The 20,153-nt window shown below is 66.1% G+C and carries 17 protein-coding genes; 6 read left to right on the top strand and 11 right to left on the bottom strand.

Going from position 1 to position 20,153, the window contains the following annotated elements; all coding sequences use genetic code 11:
* Position 1 precedes the first annotated feature (1 nt).
* From trpA to L6639_RS08470, 6 genes are all read left to right on the top strand, one after another.
* Positions 2–838 (top strand): tryptophan synthase subunit alpha, encoded by an 837-nt coding sequence (gene trpA, locus L6639_RS08495; RefSeq protein ID WP_237860711.1) that lies wholly within the window; start codon positions 2–4, stop codon positions 836–838.
* Positions 839–948: 110 nt separating this feature from the next.
* Positions 949–1,890 carry an acetyl-CoA carboxylase, carboxyltransferase subunit beta gene (gene accD / locus L6639_RS08490; protein WP_237860709.1) on the top strand — a complete coding sequence of 314 codons (942 nt, stop codon included), beginning with the start codon at positions 949–951 and terminating at the stop codon, positions 1,888–1,890.
* Positions 1,887–3,230, top strand: coding sequence for a bifunctional folylpolyglutamate synthase/dihydrofolate synthase (locus L6639_RS08485; protein WP_237860706.1), 1,344 nt, complete (start codon positions 1,887–1,889; stop codon positions 3,228–3,230). Before accD ends, L6639_RS08485 begins: the two co-directional genes overlap by 4 nt.
* Before the next feature lie 33 nt (positions 3,231–3,263).
* Entirely contained in the window at positions 3,264–4,004 is a 741-nt protein-coding gene (locus L6639_RS08480) for a metallophosphoesterase family protein (protein WP_237860704.1), read from the top strand.
* A 79-nt stretch (positions 4,005–4,083) separates the two neighbouring features.
* Entirely contained in the window at positions 4,084–4,509 is a 426-nt protein-coding gene (locus L6639_RS08475; protein ID WP_237860703.1) for an SRPBCC family protein, read from the top strand.
* Complete coding sequence (locus L6639_RS08470) at positions 4,506–4,982, top strand: MarR family winged helix-turn-helix transcriptional regulator (protein ID WP_237860701.1); 477 nt, start codon at positions 4,506–4,508, stop codon at positions 4,980–4,982. The genes L6639_RS08475 and L6639_RS08470 overlap by 4 nt, the downstream gene beginning before the upstream one ends.
* A gap of 53 nt (positions 4,983–5,035) precedes the next feature.
* On the opposite strand, the gene trxA is transcribed toward L6639_RS08470, so the two are convergent.
* From trxA to L6639_RS08415, 11 genes are all read right to left on the bottom strand, one after another.
* On the bottom strand, positions 5,036–5,356 hold the full coding sequence (gene trxA / locus L6639_RS08465; protein WP_007598398.1) for a thioredoxin: 321 nt from the start codon (positions 5,354–5,356) through the stop codon (positions 5,036–5,038).
* A gap of 69 nt (positions 5,357–5,425) precedes the next feature.
* Positions 5,426–8,935, bottom strand: coding sequence for a double-strand break repair helicase AddA (gene addA, locus L6639_RS08460; RefSeq protein ID WP_237860699.1), 3,510 nt, complete (start codon positions 8,933–8,935; stop codon positions 5,426–5,428).
* Entirely contained in the window at positions 8,929–12,072 is a 3,144-nt protein-coding gene (addB, locus tag L6639_RS08455; protein ID WP_237860697.1) for a double-strand break repair protein AddB, read from the bottom strand. Before addB ends, addA begins: the two co-directional genes overlap by 7 nt.
* A gap of 90 nt (positions 12,073–12,162) precedes the next feature.
* Positions 12,163–12,885, bottom strand: coding sequence for a nucleotidyltransferase family protein (locus L6639_RS08450; protein WP_237860695.1), 723 nt, complete (start codon positions 12,883–12,885; stop codon positions 12,163–12,165).
* 125 nt (positions 12,886–13,010) lie between these two features.
* Entirely contained in the window at positions 13,011–13,328 is a 318-nt protein-coding gene (locus L6639_RS08445; RefSeq protein ID WP_237860693.1) for a PilZ domain-containing protein, read from the bottom strand.
* Between the two features lie 89 nt (positions 13,329–13,417).
* Positions 13,418–14,950: a tRNA (adenosine(37)-N6)-threonylcarbamoyltransferase complex ATPase subunit type 1 TsaE gene (tsaE, locus tag L6639_RS08440; protein WP_237860692.1), complete on the bottom strand. Its 1,533-nt coding sequence runs from the start codon at positions 14,948–14,950 to the stop codon at positions 13,418–13,420.
* Complete coding sequence (locus L6639_RS08435) at positions 14,947–17,451, bottom strand: sensor histidine kinase (protein WP_237860688.1); 2,505 nt, start codon at positions 17,449–17,451, stop codon at positions 14,947–14,949. The genes tsaE and L6639_RS08435 overlap by 4 nt, the downstream gene beginning before the upstream one ends.
* Before the next feature lie 188 nt (positions 17,452–17,639).
* On the bottom strand, positions 17,640–18,239 hold the full coding sequence (locus L6639_RS08430) for a TetR/AcrR family transcriptional regulator (RefSeq protein ID WP_237860686.1): 600 nt from the start codon (positions 18,237–18,239) through the stop codon (positions 17,640–17,642).
* Between the two features lie 10 nt (positions 18,240–18,249).
* Entirely contained in the window at positions 18,250–18,927 is a 678-nt protein-coding gene (locus L6639_RS08425; RefSeq protein WP_237860684.1) for a cupin domain-containing protein, read from the bottom strand.
* Between the two features lie 25 nt (positions 18,928–18,952).
* The gene (locus L6639_RS08420) at positions 18,953–19,663 is read right to left on the bottom strand and encodes an SDR family NAD(P)-dependent oxidoreductase (RefSeq protein WP_237860682.1); all 711 of its coding nucleotides are present in this window, start codon (positions 19,661–19,663) and stop codon (positions 18,953–18,955) included.
* A 3-nt stretch (positions 19,664–19,666) separates the two neighbouring features.
* On the bottom strand, positions 19,667–20,038 hold the full coding sequence (locus L6639_RS08415; RefSeq protein WP_377808202.1) for an MAPEG family protein: 372 nt from the start codon (positions 20,036–20,038) through the stop codon (positions 19,667–19,669).
* Between the last annotated feature and the right edge of the window lie 115 nt (positions 20,039–20,153).

Below are 20,153 nucleotides of genomic sequence, written 5' to 3'. Positions count from 1 at the left end.
CATGACCACGCGTATCGACACCCGTTTCGCCGAGCTGAAGAAGCAGGGCCGCTCGGCCTTCGTCACCTATGTGATGGCCGGCGATCCCGATCTCACGACGTCGCTCGAGATCGTCAAGGCGCTGCCGAAGGCAGGCGCCGACGTCATCGAGCTCGGCATTCCCTTCACCGATCCGATGGCGGATGGTCCCTCGATTCAGGCGGCCGGTCTGCGCGCGCTCAAGGGTGGCACGACCTTGAAGAAGACGCTGGAGCTGGTGCGCGGCTTCCGCAAGGACGACAACATCACGCCTTTGGTGCTGATGGGCTATTACAATCCGATCTACATCTACGGCGTCGACAAGTTTCTGGCTGATGCCAAGACGTCAGGCGTCGACGGCCTGATCATCGTCGATCTGCCGCCGGAGGAAGACGACGAGCTCTGCATTCCCGCGCTGAAGGCGGGCCTGAACTTCATTCGCCTGGCGACGCCGACCACCGACGACAAGCGCCTGCCTGCGGTACTCACGAACACGTCGGGCTTTGTCTATTACGTCTCCATCGCCGGCATCACCGGTGCGGCGGCGGCGGACGCGAATGCCGTCGGCCAAGCAGTCGCGCGCATCAAGCGGCATACCGCGCTGCCGATCTGCGTCGGCTTCGGCATCCGCACGCCGGAGGCGGCGCGCGCCATTGCCGAGAAGGCCGATGGTTCGGTGGTCGGCACCGCGCTGGTCGACGCGCTCAAGAACAGTCTCGATTCCGAGGGCCGCGCGACCGCCAAAACCGTTAACGCCGTGGCTGAGCTCGCCGCCGCCCTGGCCCAGGGCGTCAAGGGCGCCAAGCAGGCGGCTGAATAGGCCTTAATTCCGCTTTCCAAGCGGGCGACACGGCAGCTTGCCGGGCAAAGGCCCGGCCGCCATATATCTCGTCAGGCGATCCCCTGCGGGCTCGCACATCGGAGCAAACCATGAACTGGCTTACCAATGTGGTCCGGCCGAAGATCCGCAACATGCTGCGGCGCGAGACGCCGGAGAATCTCTGGATCAAGTGCCCGGATTCCGGACAGCTCGTGTTCTACAAGGACGTCGAGGCCAACCAGTTCGTCATTCCCGGCTCGAACTACCACATGCGCATGGGCGCGGTGGCGCGGCTGAAGTCGATCTTCGACAACGAGACCTGGTTCGACGTCGCTCTGCCTGACGTCACGCCGGATCCGCTCAAGTTTCGCGATGAGAAGAAGTACGTCGACCGCATCAAGGATGCGCGGGCGCGCACCAATCTGAACGACGCGATCAAGGTCGGCTACGGCAAGCTCGAAGGCGCCGGCGTCGTCGTCGCCGTGCAGGATTTCGATTTCATGGGCGGCTCGCTCGGCATGGCCGCGGGCGAAGCCATCGTGCGCGGGCTCGAGCTCGCGGTCGAGAAGAAGTCGCCCTTCATCGTGTTCGCCGCATCCGGCGGCGCGCGCATGCAGGAAGGCATCTTGTCGCTGATGCAGATGCCGCGCACCACGGTTGCGGTGCAGATGCTGCGCGAAGCCAAGCTGCCCTATATCGTCGTGCTGACCAATCCGACCACCGGCGGCGTCACCGCATCTTATGCGATGCTCGGCGACGTGCAGATCGCCGAGCCCGGCGCACTGATCGGCTTTGCCGGCGCGCGCGTGATCGAGCAGACTATCCGCGAAAAGCTGCCGGAAGGTTTCCAGCGCGCCGAATATCTGAAGGAGCACGGCATGGTCGACATGGTCGTGCATCGCCACGAGCTGCGACCGACGCTGGCGCGGCTGTGCCGCCTGCTGACCAAGGCGCCGGCGCAGGAGAACGCGTCCAAGCCGACGCAGCCCGTCGTCAGCCCGGCGCAGATCGTATCGGCCGCCGAGACAGCGCCGGCTGCGCCCCACGCGTGAACGCGTCCCCCGACAGCGCGAAGGCGTCGCTCGATGCGTTGATCGGGCGGCTGTCGGCCCTGCATCAGAAGCGCATCGATCTCGGGCTCGAGCGGATGCATCGCCTGCTCGAGCGGCTTGGCCACCCCGAACGCAAGCTGCCGCCGGTGATCCATGTCGCCGGCACCAACGGCAAGGGCTCGACGGTGGCATATCTGCGCGCCACGCTGGAGGCAGCGGGCCTGCGGGTCCACGCCTATACCTCGCCCTATCTCGTCCGCATCAACGAATGCTTCCGCCTTGGTCGCGTCGGCGGCGGCGTGCTCGTCTCCGACGATGAATTGCGCGCAGCGCTGGAACAGGTCGAGCTCGTCAATGCGGGCGAGCCCGCGACGGTCTTCGAGCTGAAGACCGCGGCCGCATTCCTGTTGTTCGCGCAAAATCCTGCGGATGCGGTGCTGCTCGAAGTCGGCCTCGGCGGCCGGCTCGATTCGACCAATGTGGTCGATACGCCGGCGGCCTGCGTGATCACGCCTGTCAGCATGGACCACATGGATTTCCTCGGCAACACGCTGGGCTCGATCGCCGCCGAGAAGGCCGCGATCATCAAGCGCGGCGTGCCGGTGATTTGCGCCGAGCAGGCGGGCGAGGCGATGGCCGTGATCGAGGCGCAGGCCAAGCAGATGCGGGCGCCGCTGTTCGCCGCGAACGAGAGCTGGCACGTCAATGTGGAGCATGGGCGCCTCGTCTATTCCGACGAGCGCGGCCTGATGGATCTCGCCGCGCCGCGCCTGTTCGGCCGCCATCAGTTCGACAATGCCGGCCTTGCCATTGCGACGCTGCGTGCGATCCAGACCTTCAGGGTCAACCAGGCGGCATTCGAGGCCGGCATCGTCGGTGCCGAATGGCCGGCGCGGATGCAGCGCCTCACCTCGGGCGAGCTGCTCGCTCTCGGACCGCAGGGCAGCGAGATCTGGCTCGATGGCGGGCACAATGCCGAGGGCGGTCGCGTCGCCGCCGCCGCGCTCGGCGATCTCGAGGAACGTGTGTCGCGGCCGCTGGTCGTCATCGCGGGCATGATGGCCAACAAGGACGCGAAGGCGTTTCTGGCCAATTTCGCCGGCCTCACCCGTCACATCATCGCGGTGCCGATTCCCGACACCGAGAATGCGATGCCGGTCGATCGCCTCGCGGACGCCGTCCGCAGCCTCGGCATGCGTGTCGAGATCGCGCCCGGCACGCAGGCCGCGCTGCGTTCGCTGTCGAAGCTCGCCTACGAGGTGCCGCCGCGCATCCTGATCACGGGCTCGCTCTATCTCGCCGGTCACGTGCTCGGCCTCAACGGCACGCCTCCTGCATAGATGTCTTGTCTTCGATAAGAGATTGGGAGCGCGATGCGTTTTGCCGCGATTGCCGACGTCCACGGAAACTACCTCGCGCTGGAAGCGGTGCTCGCTGACATCCGCGCGTTTGGGATCACCGACATCGTCAATCTCGGCGACATGCTGAGCGGCCCGCTCGATGCGCGCCGTACCATCGAGATCCTGATGCCACTCGACGCCGTGCATGTGCTCGGCAACCACGACCGCTATCTGCTCGACCGTCCCCCGGAGAAGATGGGCTCGTGGGACCGTCCTGCGCACGCGCAGCTCAACACCGCGCAGCTTGATTGGCTCCGCGCGCAGCCGATGACGCGCGTGTTTCGGGATCAGGTCTTCCTCTGTCACGCGACGCCCGAGGATGACGAGGTCTATTGGCTCGACACCGTGCACCCTGATGGCACCGTGGCACTGTCGCCGCTCGATCGCATCGAGCAGTTCGCGCAAGGCATCACGCAGTCGCTGATCCTCTGCGCCCCCACCCATCTCGCCCGCGCCGTACGGCTTCGCGACAACAGGCTGATCGTCAATCCCGGCAGCGTCGGCAGCCCCGGCTATCGCGACAAGCATCCGTTCCCGCACGTCGTCGAAGCCGGCACGCCGCACGCGCGTTACGCGATCCTCGAACTCATTGATGGTGCCTGGCAGGTGACCTTTCGCCAGATCGCCTACGACCATGAAGCGATGGCCGCACTCGCCCGCCGCAACAATCAGCCGGAGTTGGCGAACGCACTGGCGACGGGGTGGATCAAGTAGACGGCTTCATCGGGTCATGGGGTTGACTCAGATAGTATGCGCGCTTATTATAAGCGTGCATACTAAGGGAGGTCATTCCATGAGCGACGAAGCAACCTGGCAGACGGAATACGCGATCGAGACGACGGCCTCTCCTGAGGCGATCTGGAGCATCTTTCGCAATGTCTCCGGCTGGAAAAACTGGAATGCAGGCATCGAGCAGATCGACATCGACGGGCCGTTTGCATCAGGCACCTGGTTCACCATGAAGCCGCCCGGCGAGGAGGCGCTGCGCTCGCAACTGATCGACGTGCGCGAGAATGTCTGCTTTGTCGATGAAACGCGGGTGGGCGATCTCACCATCCTCGTCGCCCATCGCATCGAGCCGCTTGGCCCGGCGCGGACGCGTATCGTTTACGCGGTCGACGCCCGCGGGCCGCAGGCCGCCGAGATCGGCCCGGCCGTTTCCGCCGATTTCCCCGAGGTGCTCGCGAGCCTGTCCAAACTGGCCGGAGGAGCGCAATGACGAAGCCGCCGCTTCCGACACGTCTGTCAGGCCCCGCCGAAAGCCCGGGCTTCCTGCTCTGGAAGATCTCGAACGCGTGGCAGCGGCGGCAGCGAGCGGCGCTTCAGCCCTACGAGCTCACCCATTCGCAATTCGTGCTGCTGGCAACGGCGACGTGGTTCGCCACGTCCGAGACGCTGACCCAGGCGCGGCTCGCACAACTTTGCGGCGTCGATCCAATGACCACGTCGCAGGTGCTGCGGGCGCTGGAAGCGGCGCAGCTGATCCAGCGAGTCGATCATCCCGAGGATCCGCGCGCCAAGGCCATTTCGGTCACCAAGGCGGGTCGTGATCTTGCCCGCAAGGCGGTCGTGGCGGTCGAGGAGGCCGACGCTGCGTTCTTTGCGCCACTGGGCTCCGATACCAAGCGGCTGGTTGCGATGTTTCAGGCGCTCATCGAAGGCAATGAGCGCACTGAGGCAGATAGCAAATAAAACGGCCGACGAAGCGCCGGCCGTTGTGGAAAATCATCGCGCTGCGACGTGAATCAGACCGCGGAGGTGATCCACTGCTGCAGCTTCGCCTTCGGCGCAGCGCCGACCTGGCGGGAGGCCATCTCGCCGCCCTTGAAGATCATCAGGGTCGGGATCGACATCACGCCATACTTCGACGCGGTCTTCGGGCTTTCGTCGACGTTGAGCTTCACGATCTTGACCTTGTCACCCATCGCGCCGGCGATCTCGTCGAGGGCGGGTGCGATCATGCGGCAGGGGCCGCACCACTCGGCCCAGAAATCGACGACGACGGGGCCGTTCGCCTTGAGCACTTCGGCTTCGAAATCGGTATCGGAAACCTTGCCAACGGCCATTGGAGTACCTCACTCGGTTGAAAGAGAATCGGCGCGACATGGAATCGCGCCCGGGATCATGGTGCCAACCTATGAACGGCCCCTTGCCGGGTCAAGGACGCTCACACTGAGATGAAGGGATGCCAGCGCCGCGTCCAGCGCGGGGGCCGAAATCTCCATATATTCAAGGGCCTCGGTCCAGAGCAGGACCGCGCGGATGGGCTTTTGGGGATAAAGCCGCGATAGCACCGCCCGGTAGAGCGCGAGCTGCCTGACATAGGCGGCGGGCGCATCAGCGGCGCTCCTGGGCGCCGTCTGGTTGGTCTTGAAATCGACGATCAGAACCTCTGATGGGGTCACCACCAGCCGGTCGATCTGCCCAGACACCAGCGCCGGCCGCCGTCCCGGTCGGTCGAGCTTGCCGACGATGGCGGCCTCCGCGCGGCTGCCCGCGGCAAAGACCGGCGCGAATCGCGGCTCGGCGATCAAGGCGAGCACCTTGTCGGCCAAAACGATGCGGTCAGCCTCGGTCCAGTCGGCCGCATTGCGCGCCATGAAGCCGAGCGCGGCCTCGCGCCGGCGCTCGGCGGCGATGTCGGGCAGCGATTGCAGCAACCGGTGCACCAGCGTGCCGCGCTGCAGCGCCAGGGCGCGGGACTGGACTGATTCGCCTGACCGGACCGCGCGGCCTTCCTCGGCCGGCTGGCCGGACGGGCGAACCGGATCGTCGTCGGGTGTCTCGCGCGGCGCTGGCGTGCGCAGCCAGTCCGGCAGCGTGATGGTCTGGTCCACGGCTGCGGCCGGTGTGCCCAGCGCCGCAACATCCTCGGCACGAGCGAATCGGGTCACCTTGCCGAGCGGTGTCTCGATCGTCTGCTTGTCGAGACCCGAGGAGGATAGACCGGTGTCGATCAGGTCGTACCAGCTCAGCTTGCGGACCGTCCGCATATTGCCGGGCATGCAGCCGCCGACGATCAGCCGGTCGGCCGCGCGCGTCATCGCGACATAGAGCAGGCGGCGATATTCGTCCTCGGTCTCCTCCAGCATTGCCTTGCGCGCCTCGGCGACGGGTTTTGGGTCGTCGGCCTTGCGCCCGGCCCACACCACCACCTCGCCGCCATTGCCGCGCGGCACGTTGATCAGCCGGACCCGCTGCGAGTCCGCGGGCGATGACGTGGTATCGACCATGAACACGACCGAGGCCTCGAGGCCCTTGGCGCCGTGCACGGTCATCACCCGCACCTCGTCGCGCGTGATCTCCATGTCGCGCTTCACTTCGGTATCGGCGGAGCGCAGCCAGGCCATAAAACCTTGCAGCGAGGCAGGTGCCTTGCGCTCGCAATTCAGCGCCAGCTCCAGAAATTCGTCGAGCGCGTCATTCGCTTCATGCCCGAGCCGGCGCAGGATGCGCGCGCGGCCGCCGTCGCCGCCGAGCAGCCAGGCGTAGAAGGCGAACGGCGTCTCCTCGCGCGCGCGCATCTCGCAGGCCTCCAGGCGCCGCAGCACGGTCGCGAATTTCTCGTTTCCAGCCGCATGCTCGCCCAGTGCGCGGCGCAGCGATCCCTTGCGGTCATGGGCCAACTGAAACAGGTCGTCGTCGTCGAGGCCGAACAGCGGACTCTTCAGCGCCACAGCCAGCGCCAGATCGTCCTGCGGCAGCAGCAGCGCATCCGCAAGGTTCATCAGATCGATGATCGCGATGTGCTCGGTCAGCTTCAGTCGGTCGGCACCGGCGACGGGAACGCCGGCGTGCTTCAGTGCCTGGATCACCGCGTCGAACGCATTGCCGCGCCGGCGTACAAGAATCAGCATGTCACCATAGCGCAAGGGGCGTCGCTCGTTCTCGTGGCCTGTCAGCGTGCCGCTCTCGACCAGCCGCTTGATCTCGGCCTGAATGCGCCGTGCGAGCTTGACCTCGGGGCTGGTCACGGCGACGCCGTCGAACGGCGCGCGCCAGCCCTCGATCTCCTGTCGGTCGTCCGCCTCGGCAAGATCCCACAGCTCGATCACGCTCGGGCCGGCATCGGCCAGCGCGTTGTGCAGGGGATGACCGATCTCGACGGAATGGATGCTCTTGTAGATCGCGGGATCGCGGAAGACGTGGTCGACCGAGTGCAGGATCGCGGCGCCCGAGCGGAACGAATAAGTGAAAGCCACGGGATCGAATTTCAACCCGGCCGCGGTGAACTTGCGGTGCAGCTCGCGCCGTCGCGCGTCGAACTCGTGGGGCGCCGCGCCCTGGAACGAGAAGATCGACTGCTTCTCGTCGCCGACGGCGAACACCGTGCGGTTCAAGCCTTCGCGCGCGCCCTCGCCGGCCGTGAACTCGGAGATGATATGCGCGACAATGTCCCATTGCCGCGGGCTGGTGTCCTGGGCCTCGTCGATCAGCACGTGATCGACGCCGCGGTCGAGCTTGTAGTGCACCCAGCCCGAGGAGATGCGGTCGAGCATCGCCAGAGTCTTGTCGATGAGATCGTCATAGTCGAGCAGGCCGCGCTCCTGCTTCTCGCGGCGGTAGTTCGCAGCGGCTGCGGTCGCGATATGCAGCAGAGCCGCGGTGCGGTCGCGCATGGTCACCGCGCGGCGCTTCTCGATCAATCCAAACAGGCGGGACGCCTCGTTCTCGAACAGGCGCGCGACGGAGGGATTGTGCTCGCCGAATTTCTTGGTCAGCACCGCCTTGCGCGGCAGCTTGTCGTCGGTGAGGAAGACGGACAGATAAGCATCGACCTGCGCGGCGCCGGAAAACGCCTTGGCCTCGCGGAGCCGGCTCGCCTGATCGTTGTCGGATTTGCTGCCGTCCTCGAGCGCGAAGGCGATGTCGTCCCAGCGCACCCGCGGCAGGAACGGGCCGTCGAGGATCTCGGTCTCGACGTCCTCGATGCCATCGCTCGCATCCACGCCCAGCACAGCGGCCATCTGTTCGGCGGCAGCCCCGGCATTGCCGGCCTCATCGGTCCAGGCCATGAAGTGATCGCGGCTCAGGCACGCCTCGCGCACGACCTCCTTGAAGGTGACGTCGGCGGCGTTTGCCATCGCAGTCAGCAGCGCGCGGCCGGTGACGCTGTCAGGATCGCGCGCGGCCTCCAGAAACACCTTCAGATTGGCGCGCTCCATCATATCGGTCTGGTCGCGGTCGTCCATCACAGCAAAGCGCGCCGGCACGTTGGCCTCGAACGGGAATTGCTGGAGCAGGCGGGTGCAGAGCGCGTGGATGGTCTGCACCTTCAGCCCGCCCGGCGTCTCCAGCGCACAGGCGAACAGCTTTCGCGCCTCCCGCCGCAGCTTTGCGCTGGGATGCGGGATGCCGACGGCGCGGATCGCGGCATCGAGCCCGGTATCGTCAAGCGTCACCCAATGTCCAAGCGTGGTGAACACGCGCTCGGCCATGTTGGCGGCCGCGGCCTTGGTGAAGGTGATGCAGAGGATCTTTTCCGGCGGCACGCCTGACAGCAAGAGGCGGATCACGCGCTGCACCAGCACATGCGTCTTGCCCGAGCCGGCATTGGCCGACACGAAGGCCGACGCGGTCGGGTCGGACGCACGCGCCTGTCGTGCGCGCACTTCGTCGGGGATGGGGCGCGGAAGCTTCACCATTCCTCGATCCCCAGGCCGCCGGCCGCGGACCATTCCTTGATCCGGGCGAGGTCGTCATAGGCGCCGTAGCGGTTGGTCCACATCGGCAGGTTCAGCGAGGTGTAGGGCTGGTTGTCGTCGTCGAAGGCGCGGATCAGCGCCTCCAGTTTGGCTCTTGCGTCGGCGGCAGCAGTGTCCGGTGGAATCGGCTCGTCACCTTTGTTTATCTTGAGCTGGACGATGCGCTCTTCTCCGGCAGGATTGTTGCCGCTCAGGCGCACATAGACGAGCTGACTCACCGACGAACCGGCATCGATATCGGGGAAACCGCCCTCGCGCAGGATCGCGGCTTCCAGTGTCAGTTGCGGTGACAGCCCTAAGCGGACCTGCTTGTCGCTTGGCGGCTGGCCGGTCTTGTAATCGAGGATGGCGTAGCCGCCGCCCTGGCGCCGCTCGATGCGGTCGGCGCGGGCGGAAAGGCGGAAGCTGCGCTCATTGTCGAGCCGGATCGAGATCTCGCCGCGCGTCTCCGCTGTGATCGCCTCGATCGCATCGCGCCGTGCCGTCTCCCATTCGCCGAACCAGCGTGCGATGCGCTGGAAGCGTGGCCACCACAGCGCGCGCGCCTCGGGCCGCTCCATCAGCAGCGCGAAATGTCTTTCGCCGATCGCGCGCAACACGCGGGCGGGATCGTCGGGCAGATGTTCAGCATAGGTCTCGGTGAACTCGCCGATCGCATCGTGGATGGCCGAGCCGCGATCGGCTGCCGACAGCGGCATGTCGACCGGATCGAGCGCGTCGAGCCGTAAGATATATTTGGCGTAGATCGTGTAGGGATCGCGCAGCCAGTCCTCGATCGCGGTGACGGACATTTTCAGCGGCCGCGTCGCGCGCGGCGGGCGCGGCTCGGGCTGCTTGATCGGCTTGACCTCGGCGGGCCGGTCGAGCGCGCCTGCAAACTGCACGTATTTCTCGCCGGCGCGGACAGCCGCCTTCCAGAGCTCGGCGCCCGCAACCGCTTCCAGCCGGTGCAGGAAGCGCGAGGCGACGGCCGGCGCGCCGCCGGCCTTGGCGGAATGGGTGAGGATGACCTCATCGCCGCCGAGCAGTTGCGCAAAATCGTGCGCGGAGAGGCCGATACGCCGCTCCGGCAGATCGAGACCGAGCTCGTGCCGCATCGGCCGGCTAAGCCAGGGATCGATCCGCGGCGCCGGCGGCCACACGCCCTCAATGAGTCCGCCGATGATGACGCGGTCGGCCTGCATCAGCCGCGATTCCAGCGGGCCGTAGATCTGCAGGCGTGCGCCGGGCTTGTCACGCCGTCGCACGGCGCGATCGCTGAACGCCGTCTGGAATACGTCGGCATAGTCAGGCAGCGGCACCATCAGCCCGCTGGTGGTGCCGCCGCGCAGGAGATCGTCGAAGGCGCCGGCGAGCGCGAGGCCTTCGCGCTCCTCGAAGGCAAGCGGAATGCCCTGCTCGTCGCGCGACAGCTCGATGATGATCTCGCGATGGCGATGCGCAAGCTCGGCAAAGTCGAACGGTTTTGACGAGGCCAGGCTTTCGATCGGGGCCAGGGCTCTCTGCAACGCCTCGATCAGCGCCTGGACGCGATCGAGATCTTCCGCCTTGAGACGCGCCCGCGGCTCGGCGGCGTGCAGCGCAGAGATTTCATGGCGCCAGAGCTTTGCCAGCTCCTCGCGAAAGCGGTTGAATTCGCGCAGCAGGCCGCCCGTGCTCGCCGGTGGGCGCGTGCCGCGCAACACCGCAAGCTCGAGGTCCTCGATCTCAGCCTTCCATGCGCCGCTCGCGCGGCCAAGGCGACAGAGCGGGTGTTTCAGCATCGCCAGCAGCGTCGGCGGCTCCAAGCCCCTGGTCGCGGCCTCAGCCACAAGGCGCGCGAACACGCCGGCTGCGGTTTCCATCAGCACGTCGCCGCCGGAATCATCGAAGGCGAGATCCCATCGCGTCAGCGCGGCCATCACCCGCCGCGCCAGCGCACGATCGGGCGTCACCAGCGCCGCCGATTTGTCCAGATGCCGCGCCTCGCGCATCGCAATGGCTATCGCGAGCGCCTCCATCTCCGGATTGGGCGCCTCGACCACGGCGAGGTTCTTCATGCCGCCTGATATCCTCGCGGCCACATCGGGCTGCTTCAGCCGGTCATGCCATTTCTCGGTTGCGCTGGACGGCCGCATCGATTCGGAAGCAAGGAGATCGCGCCCATGCGGTGCAGCCGGCTCCAGGATCTCGACGTCGCCGCGCTTGATGCCGAAGCGCTCGAGCAGCCCGTGCATCGCATATTGCGGATGGTTCGAGGTGGGATTCTCGGTGATGCCCAGCAGGTCCCTGCCGCCGCCGATGATCCGCCAGGCATCGTCGTCCAGGTCAGTGTCGAGCCCCGGCAGCACAACCGCACCATGCGGCAGCGCGGCGACCGCGTGCAAAAATTTTGCGGTGGCCGGCATCGAGCCGGTCGAGCCCGCCGCAATCACGGGGCCATGCGGATGCGCGGTCAGCCGCTTGGCTTCCGCCGCGATCAGCAGATGGCGCCGTGCGGCCGGCTGGATCCGGTTGATCTCGGCGAGATGAGCGGGCCAGGCGATGCGCGCGATGCGCAGAAAATCAAGCGAGTGCTGCCAGTAACGGTCGAGCATGTCAGGCACGAGGCCGTCGAGCTTGCTCCAGTCGACGCCGCGCGTCACCATGTCGTCGATCAGGCGTGCGAGGTCGCCGGCGAGCGCCAGCGTCGAGGCGGGGCCGCCGACCACCAGCGGCGCCAGCACCGGGCCCTTGGCCCAGGCCGCGACCAGCTGTGCCAGGGTCAGCCGCCGTTCCAGCTCGCCGAGCCGCGGCGGAATCTCGAGCGGCGTCGCGCCGGAAAACTGCTCGCCTTCCTCAGCGAAAGCGAGCTCGTCCTCGTCGATGTCGCCGAGCGCGACGATGCGCGGCAGCACCACGGCATCCGTCCTCATTTCCTCAAGGAAGATCTCGCGCACCACGCGCATGGCGCGCCGTGTCGGCAAGTACAGCGTGGCGTCCGCCAGTCGCGCCGGTTCCTTGCGCGCCTCGAATCCCTCGACCAGCCGGCCGTCGAGCAGGCTCGCGACGATCGTGCGCAGGAACGGAACTGAGAGGGGAACGCTGAATACGCGCATGAGCTGCCTGATTCGGGGATCAGGCGCCAATATAGGGAGGCAGCTTCAAATGGATATGGGTGGGCCGAAATCGTCCCCGCTGTTCGCGCCCTACGCCACGCTCTCCAGAAACGCCTCTTCCGCGGCGTGCACCGCATCTGGCGTGCCGACATGCATCCAGACGCCGTCGAGGCGGAGGCCGAACAGGCGCTCCTGCTCATTGGCGCGGTCGAACATTTTGGTCAGCGAGAATTCGCCTTGCGGCGCGCCTTCAAAGATCCTCGGCGACAGGATCGCAGCGCCCGCATAGACGAACGGGACGATCTCTTTCTCCTTGCGCTTGCGCAAGGCGCCGTCGGGCAGCATGCCGTAATCGCCGCGGCCGCTATAGCCGATGCTGGTTGCGGTCGGCGCCATCAGCAGCAGGATGTCCATGCTTGCGGGGTCGAAATTTTCCGCGAGCCGCGTCAGATTGGAGCGGACGCCGTCGATCCACAGCGTATCGGAATTGACGTGGAAGAACGGCGCATCGCCGAGCAGCGGCAGCGCCTTGACCACGCCGCCGCCGGTGCCGAGCACCTGGTCGCGTTCGTCCGAGATGGTCACGCGCGGATGCTGGCGCGTTGCGGTGTGCTCGATGATCTGGTCGGGCAGATAGTGCACGTTGACCACTGCGTCGGTGACGCCGGCCTGGGCGAGCTTGTCGAGCACGTGGTCGAGCAGCGGCTGGCCGGCCACCGGCACCATCGGCTTCGGCATCTTGTCCGTCAGCGGACGCATGCGCAGGCCGAACCCCGCGGCGAGCACCATGGCTTTGGTCGGTTTGACGGACATGCCTAGCCTTCTCGAACCTCGATCATTCGCGTTTGCAGCAATCCTAACACGGACCAGGATAGGCCGCACCGCATCTCAAACGGCCTTAGCCACCCGCCGTGACGGTTGTGCGACGTGTGTTGCCGTCACGCCCCGACGGCTGTGGACCGCGCCTTTTTCTTCTTGTCGCCGACTTTCAGGAAATTGACGCCGATCTGGTCGCCATTCACCCAGGCCAGTTCGCAGCGCCGGTACGCAAGTCCTGTCGACGACAGCAGCAGAAAAAATTCCTTCAGATGCAGGCCTTCGACCGAGCCGTCGATGGTCAGCTTGGCGCCGCTCTCGGAGACGTCCTCCATGGTGCATTCGCGACGCCAGGTGCCGTCAATGCCCATCATCTGGGCCGAAATCCCGCGTTCGAAAACAACCCTGCTATTCCCGCGATGATCCGTCTTGACCGCCATCTGCCTCAAGCTCCAGCCCCGTCTTTGTCCGGCGGCCCGCGGGCGATGATACCGGTGTGATGGCTAACAGCCGGTAAACCGGTTCCGGCTCAGCGGTCAGGCGGCTTTTGCGGCGGCGGCACGTTGGCGAGATACCAGTCGCGCAGATGCGCGAGGGCGGGATGCGCGAGCGAGCGCTGCAGATAGGTCCAGATCCGCGGCTGGTGGCGCAGATAATGCGGCTTGCCGTCGCGGCGGTTGAGGCGAGCGAAGGTGCCGAGCAGGCGCGTGTTGCGCTGCGCCGACATGATGGCATAGAGCTCGGCGAATCCGGCCGCATCGAAGCTCGCATCATCCTTGCGGCGCGCCTTGATGTAGCGCGACAGCAACGTCAGCTCGAGGCTCTCGGGCACATCGATGCGGGCGTCCTGAAGCAGCGACACCACGTCATAGGCGTGCGGCCCCAGCACGGTGTCCTGGAAGTCGATCACGCCGACGCGCGCCATGCCGGCGCGGTCCGCGAGCCAGATCAGGTTGGGCGAGTGGTAGTCGCGGATGACCCAGGTCTTTGGCGCGGCCAGCGGTTTCTTCAGGAGCTCGCGCCACATCGCAAAGAATTCCGCGCGCTTCTCGTTGCTCAGCGGCGCGTTGCGATCGGGCAGATACCATTCCGGCATCAGGCCGATCTCGATCAGCAGCGCATCGGTGTGCCAGGCGGGAATGGTGTAAGTCTGCCCGTCCAGCGGCAGCGTCTCCGGCAGCGTCTTGCCGTGGAGCACGGCCAGCACGTCGGTCGCGGCTTCATAGCGTTCGGGAATCGGCCGCGGCGGATCGCCTTCGATCACGCCTTCGCTGCCGAAATCTTCCGAGATGAGAAAGCCGTGGTCGAGATCGCAATGGTGGATTTTCGGCGCCGAGATACCTGCCGCGCGCAAACCTTCGTCGATGGCGACGAAAGGCTTGATGTTCTCAGCGAGATGCACCGCGGCGCTGTAGGACTTTCCATTGTAGATCGCTGCACCATCGGGGCGCTGCGGCGAGTTCATGAGGATGACGCCGCCGTCGTCGCGGATCAGGCGCGCATAGGAGCGCGTCGAGGCGTCGCCCGGCATATGCTTGCGCGTCGCGTCGAGATGACCTGACGCGTCGAGGAATTCGCGCAACGCCTTCAGCCGCGCAACGGTGGGCGCACTCTTGCCGTAGCCGGTGATATCGGCAGCGCGCGCATTCGAGCCCAGCGCCGGGCGGTGCGTCAGCGCGATGTCGATGCGGTCTGCAGGCATCGCCGATGGCGCCCGCTCGGGCCATTCGATCAGCACCAGCGTTGCATCCGGGAGCGGCGAGAATCCGATCTCCTCGAGCTCGCTCTCGTCCTCGACGCGGTAGAGGTCGGCATGCATCACGGCAAAGGCCGGCAGCTCGTAGCTCTGCACCAGCGTGAAGGTCGGGCTCGGCACTTCCAGCGCGTCGTCGCCGGCGAGATAGCGGATCAGGCTGCGCGCCGCGGCGGTCTTGCCGGCGCCGAGATCGCCCGTCAGCGTGATGGTGTCGCCGGGGCCGACCAGCAGCGCCAGGTCGGCCATCAATTGCGCGGTGGCCGTCTCGTTGTGGAGCGCGACGGAGAGTTTGGTGGGTTCGCTCATTCGGCGGCGTCGCGATGCGCCGCCTGGTCGGTCGGGAAGTCGCAGATCACGACCGTGCCTTTGCCGACGACCGAATCCACCTGAATCTTGCCGCCATGCAGTTCGACGAAGGAGCGCACCAGCGACAGCCCGAGCCCGGCGCCGCGATGACGCGAGCCCTGCGAGCGGCTTTCGAACCAGTTGAATACCTTGTCCTTCATGTCGGCGGGTATTCCAGGTCCGGAATCTGTCACAATGAAGACCACGCTGTGGTCGGTGCGGCGCGCGCTGATCCCGACGGTGGAATCCTGCGGCGAGAAGCCGACCGCATTGGCGAGGAGGTTATAGAGCACCTGCACGACGCGCTTCTCGTCGCCGATGAAGCTGCCGACATCGGGCGCGATCTCGACCTTGAGGCGGATGCGGTCGGTGGCGAGCCGGTCCTGGATACCTTCGGCGGCGAGCTCGATGGTCTTGCTGACGTCGACCGGGCCGAGCTCCAGCTTCATGGCGCCGGCATCGATGGTGGCGAGATCGAGGATGTTGTTGGTCAGCGCCAGCAGCGCATTGGTCGATTTGGTGACGTAGTCGAGATATTCGGCCTGCTTCGGCGTCAGCGGCCCGGTCGAGGGGTCGCTGAGGAAATGCGCGAAGCCGATGATGGTGGTGAGCGGCGAGCGCAGCTCGTAGGAGACGTGGTGGACGAAATCCACCTTCATCTGGTCGGCGGCTTCCAGCGCCTCGTTGCGCTCGCGCAGCGCGCGCTCGACATTCTCGGTGTCGGTAATGTCGAGGAAGGTCAGCATGGTCGCGCCGTCATGCAGCGGCCGGATCATGCCGTCGAGCACGCTGCCGTCCTTGCGCTCGAGCTTGATCGGCACGTCGGCGCGGCTCTCGATCGAGGTGATGGCCTCGCGGATCTGGCGCCACACCACGGGATCGTCGAACAGCTGTTGGCACCAGCCCTCGACGGTCTGGATATGCGGCTCCTCGCGCATGGCATCGTTCGAGAGCTTCCACATCCGGACGAAGGCCGGATTGAACAGCTGCGCCTTGCCGTTGCTGCCGAACACAGCGACGCCCTCGGCGAGGCTGTCCAGCGTCTCGCGCTGGACCCGGATCATGCCGTCGAAGCGGCGGGCCAGCTCGAGGCTCTCGGTGACGTCGTCGAACAGATAGGTGACGCCGCCTTCGGGGTTCGGCGTGGTGACGACGGAGAGCGCGCGGCCGTCGGGCAGGTACCAGGTGTCCTTCGCGGCCTCGACCGCGCGATAGGCCTCGTGCAGCTTGGCCTTCCAGGCGCGGAAATCAGGCTGCTCCGGCAATTTGCGCGCGGCGCGAAGCTGGTCGAGCACGCTGGAATCGTCAGGATTGGTGTCGAGGAAATTGCGGTCGAGATCCCACAGCCGGCGGTAGGAATCGTTGTAGAAGGCGAGCCGGCGCTGGCCGTCGAACACGGCAACGCCTGACGAGAGCTGGTCGAGCGTGCGGCGATGCGCCTCTGCCATCCGCACCAGCGCGGCGCTCAAGGCATTGGCTTCGGATGCGTCGATCGCGACACCGACACTGCCATGGCCGACATTGACGGAGCGCACGTCGTACATGCGCCGCTCGCCGCCGATCACGATCGGGAGCCGCGAGGTGAAGTGAGCCGCCTCCTTCAGACCGCGCTCCATGGCGGTGCGGTCGGAGCTGTCGAGCAGCTCGAGCTTGCGCTCCTGGGCGTCCGCGATGCTGGTCGCGTCCGTCGCGCGGACATAGGCCGGATTGGCGAAGGTCAATGCGCCGTTCTCGCCCTTGGCCCAGATCGGCCATGGCGCCGCGGCAGCGAAGCCGCGCAACATCTCGGTCTCGTCGGAGAGCGCCTTGTAGCGCAAATTGGTCTCGGCCAGATCGCGCCGCAGGCCGGACAATTCGCGAATCCGGACAATGGCCTGGCCGCCGATGGCGCGGCCGATCGCTTCCAGCGTATGGCCGTTGCCGGTGGTCAGTGTGAGCTGGAAGCCGTCGCCGCGTTCGCGCAAGCCATCGACGGCGTGATCCATCTGCAGCGCCGGTTCCGGCGGCAGCCAGGTTCCGAAGGCGAGCACGCGCTGCGGCGACGAATCGCGTGGCAGCACCATGGCGATGTCGCCCGAGATCTGCGCGCGATCGTCGCCGGCCGGCCAGGAGATCAGGATCTGCGGCTCGGCGAACAGAAGCGCGCCGAAGCGGTCGGTCTGCAGCTGGAGTTCCCGGATCCGCCCCAGCAGTGCCGCCTCGTTCTTGGCGGTGCGCACACGGGTCCGCATCAACAGGATCGCGGCCACGACCGTGAACCCAAGCAGAGCCAGCGCGGTGGCCAGCACCGCGAGCTCCTGCCGGTTGAAATCCAGCAATATCGAAAGTGTGTCGACGAGGTCGGCGGCATCAGCCGGCTCAGCCGGCAGCAGCGCTGCGAGAGCGCCTCCGAATAGGCTGTTGCGCACCAGCGAAGTGCACGACAGCAGCGTCCGACGCATCGACACGATCACGCCTGACATAGTTGCCCCAAGACCGCACGAATTGACCTCGCGGCGACCCCCGTCGCGCGCGAATCAAACGACAATACCCCCACCGCGACTCCACCGGTAAGAGTCCAGACCGTGAACAGGAATCTCACGGGGGAAAAAAGCAGATGCCGAACTCTGTCGGGCCGCCACGGGCCCGTATTTCGGCGGATTCGCGCCGGTCAGGAACCGGCGGTGAGCTGGAGTTTCATCACGGTGATCACGTCACGCAGTTGCGTCGCATCGCCCGTGGCACGTTTCACCAGAAGCGCGCCCTGCAGGGCACTGAAGATGAAGCGCGCCAGCTTGGCCGGTGACGCCGCCAGCGCAAATTCGCCGCCGCGGGTTCCGCGCTTGAGGATGTCGGTCAACCAGTCCTGATGGGTCTGGAAGAAGCCGTCGACGCGAGAGCGCAACTGCGGGGGCAGCGCCAGGATTTCGCCGGCCAGGGCCCCGCACAGGCAGATTCGGTCGGGCGTTTTGGCGAAGCCGATATAAGGCTCGAGATAAAACTCCAGCATCGCCAGCGAAGATTGCGCCTGATCGGCGCCGATTGCTGCCAGCGCATCGCCGAAGCGCGCCACGTATCGGTCGATCACGGCCACGCCGAGATCGGTCTTTGAAGGGAAATGATAGTGGATGCTCGCCTTGCGGATACCGAGACCGTCGGCGATGTCCTGGTAGCTGAAGGCGCTGTAGCCGCGCGTCTGGATCAGCGTCTCGGCGAGATCGAGGATCTGTTCGGCGGTCTCGGATCTCGGCTTCGGCGCCGTCGTCGTCATGCAGTCCCCATCATGATGGCATCCGGCGCAGATGACCTCGCTTGATCCAATAGATCGCGCCGCCACTTGAGCCAAGTGCACGCCGGAACATGGGTGGATTCCGGATCCACGTCCCCTTGCCGTACTGGCCGTGGGCGTCACGGAGGTCGCCCGACAAAATGAATATCTCTTCGCCGGCCGCGCAGTCCACCTCTTCCAGCGCCGTGCCGGGCTGCAGGCGCTCCAGTGCCACCTCTTCCCTGCCGGGAATGACGCAGAGCGGAAGCGTAGCCAGGCCCGACTGGCCGCCATCCCGCCAATTTGCGCGCGCGGTGTCGACGACCAGCCGGTCCTTCTCGCTCGGCTCCATCTGCCGGAGTTTGACGAGGATCGTGCAGCCCGGCGCGGTCCGCGGCGTGTGACGGCTGTGCGGTGGATTGCGGACATAGGTTCCGGCCGGATAGTCGCCATGCTCATCGGAAAACACGCCGTCCAGCACCAGAAACTCCTCGCCGAGCGCGTGCTCATGCGCTGGAAACGAGCTGGCGGCGGCGTAGCGAACGAGCGAGGTCGCGCGCGCGACTTCGCCGCCGATCCGGTCGAGCATCCGGCGCTCGACACCCGCCTGCGGGGAGGGAATCCAGGGCATCGTCTCGGTCGGGATGACGACGCGCTGCGTGAAGTCGGCATTGATGCGATCATTCGCCATGACACTCTCCTGAAGTGACGGTCTCCTAGAATTTTTCCGCGAAGGGACGCAGGTCCATCTCCTGGGTCCATGCCGACGGCGGCTGCGCCGTGAGCTGGAGGTAGGCCTGCGCGATCGCTTTCGCATCCATCCGGCCGGTCGTCGCAGCTCCGAAGCGCTGATCGGTTTTGGGCGCGTCGATCAAGCCGTCGATCACGACATGGGCGACGTGAACGCCCATCGGGCCGAATTCGCGGGCCAGCGCCTGGGCAAGTCCGCGCAGCGCAAATTTGGCTGACGCGAAAGCGGCGAAGTTGGCGCCCCCGCGCAGGCCTGCCGTGGCGCCCGAGAAAATCATGGTGCCGCTCCGACGCGCAGCCATGTGTGGAAGCACGGCTTGCGCCGACAGCATCGCGCCGAAGCAGGCAACGCGCCAGACCTCCTCGAATGCCTGCGGCGAAATTTCGCCGAACGGCCGGATCATCAGGACTTGTGCATTGTGAATGAGAACGTCGATGGTTCCGCCAATGGGCTGCAGCGCGCGTTGAACGTCGGTCGCATTGGTCAGATCGCAGGCCAGGTGGGTATAGCTGCCGCCGGCCCGCGCGACCGACGCGCCGATCCGTTCCGACCCGCTTCCGGTCCGTGACAGGCCGAGCACGTCGTAGCCACCTTGCGCGAAAGTCGTGGCGATATCAGCGCCGAGGCCTTCGGCCATGCCGGTGACGAGCAATGTGCGCCGCTTGACGACGGACATCGTTCAGATCCAGCGCAAGATGCTGGCGATGATCGCGATCTGCGCCAGCCAGCCCGCGGTGAACGTCAATGTGCGCGCGGCGGGAATGCCGGCCGCATAGACGAGGTAATGCGCGAGCCGGGCGAAGAAGTAGACCACGACGGCAGCCTTGGTCGCCGCGCTCGAAATGCCGAGCACATGCGCGATCAGCACGATCGGCGCGAAGATGGCGAGGTTCTCGATGGCGTTGCCATGCGCGCGAGCGGCGCGCTGCGCCCAGTCCGCGAGCTTGCCGCTGTCGGGTGCGCCTCCGGCGAGCGCCCCGCCGAGACCGACGGCAACGATGCGATTGAGGACATAGGGCACCCAGAACAATGCCGTCATGAGTGCAGTCAATGTCAGCCAATAGAGCTCGATGGTGACGGCTTCTCCTCCGATTTTAGGAACTCTCGCGATTTATCTACCTATTAGTAGGTAGAGTCAATCGGCGTGCGTTCGCGAGTCCGTGAAG

Origin of the sequence: Bradyrhizobium zhengyangense (genome assembly GCF_022012555.1) — a bacterium.
Classification (GTDB): Bacteria; Pseudomonadota; Alphaproteobacteria; order Rhizobiales; family Xanthobacteraceae; genus Bradyrhizobium; species Bradyrhizobium zhengyangense.
Note: the sequence above shows the minus strand (reverse complement) of the source record. Positions and strands in the feature narration are given on the sequence as shown.